This is a genomic window from Caballeronia sp. LZ043, from assembly GCF_031451075.1.
Classification (GTDB): domain Bacteria; phylum Pseudomonadota; class Gammaproteobacteria; order Burkholderiales; family Burkholderiaceae; genus Caballeronia.
In genome coordinates, this window is sequence record NZ_JARUXT010000043.1 from 1 (window position 1) to 1,309 (window position 1,309).

The 1,309-nt window shown below is 62.2% G+C and carries 2 protein-coding genes; both read left to right on the top strand.

What is annotated here, in order from left to right; translation table 11 throughout:
- Nucleotides 1-778, top strand: a 778-nt coding sequence (locus QCE64_RS36380) for a hypothetical protein (RefSeq protein ID WP_310009197.1), incomplete at its 5' end; no start/stop codon positions are given.
- 258 nt (nucleotides 779-1,036) lie between these two features.
- The coding region (locus tag QCE64_RS36385; RefSeq protein WP_310009200.1) for a contractile injection system protein, VgrG/Pvc8 family at nucleotides 1,037-1,309 on the top strand (273 nt) is incomplete at its 3' end.

Genomic DNA, 1,309 nt, shown 5'->3' on the forward strand with positions numbered 1-1,309 from the left:
CACCACGCACACCACAGCCGGCTCACACACCATCGAAGTGGGCTTGCCGCTCGCTTCGGGCGACAGTTCGACTTCGCCGCCGCCATCCGGCGCGCAACGCCTGTTGAATCAGCAAGCAAGCACAAGCACAGGCGCGACCGGGCAATTGCAGGCCATGGCCGCACGCAAAGGCAAGCGCGGCAAGAAGGCCCAAGCGCGCAGCGGCATGCAGCAGTCCACGCCTGTCACGTCGACATCGACATCAACCTCATCCTCCACGTCTACGTCCACACCCACGTCATCGTCGATCACGCTGGCCAGCCAGGTGCCCACCTTCCTGCAGAACTTCTCCACGCCAAAGCTCGGTGGCAGCGCGCTGAACATCACCGTGAACGGCATGGAGAAAACGCTCGTGGTCGGCTCGACACAGAAGGTCTATCTGGGCGAGGAACTCAAGATCACCGACGGCACGTCCACCGTGCTGATCACCGGCATCGAGACCAAGGACGTCGACGGCTCGACCACGACGACGATCACCGGCCTCGCCACCAGCTTCGTGCTGGGCAACCGGGCGGACACGACGATCGGCAATGCCCTCCAGGTCCATGCCGGGCAATTCGAAGGCTTTCAGGTCGCGGCGCTCAACACCTGGGGAAGCAATGTGATCGCCGTGGGCAGCCAGGTCCACAACACCGGCAACTGGGTGCAGTCGACCGGCTCGATGATCGTCGACATCGGATCGTCCGTGAACAACATGGGCGTGAAGATGGGACACGTCGGTTACGACGTGAAGTTTTGAGGCAGCGTGTGCGCCGGCGAGTTCCGGTTGATGCCCGGACTCGTCGTGCGGACCGGGAACACCAGCTGCCGGGTCGGGCGCTCTCACTCGCGATGCTTTGCGAGCGCAGCGCCTGAGATTCATGCATTGGCAATCGCTATCCCGCTCGAAGATCGAGGAGACGATCGCCCAACGGCCAATAACCGCATCCAACGAGGTGCGGACGCCCCCTGTTCAGGCACGCGTGCCTGATTCTTCATCCGTACCGAGCGAGACGACATGACCCAGATTGTGACCGCCTACAGCGACGCATTTGCATCCGGCATCCTCAGTTTCCGTTCCATGACGGGAAACGAAGCCCTTTCCACCCTCTTCGACTTCGAGGTGCAACTCGTCTCGGGCGATGCTTCGCTCGATCTCAAGAGCGCCCTCGGCAAGTCACTCACGCTGGAGATCCAGCCGCAGGTCGGCGCGCTGCGCTATCTCGACGGACAGATCACCCGCTTCGAGTTCAATGGCCGCGAGACGCTCACCTCGCGCAGTTATATCTAT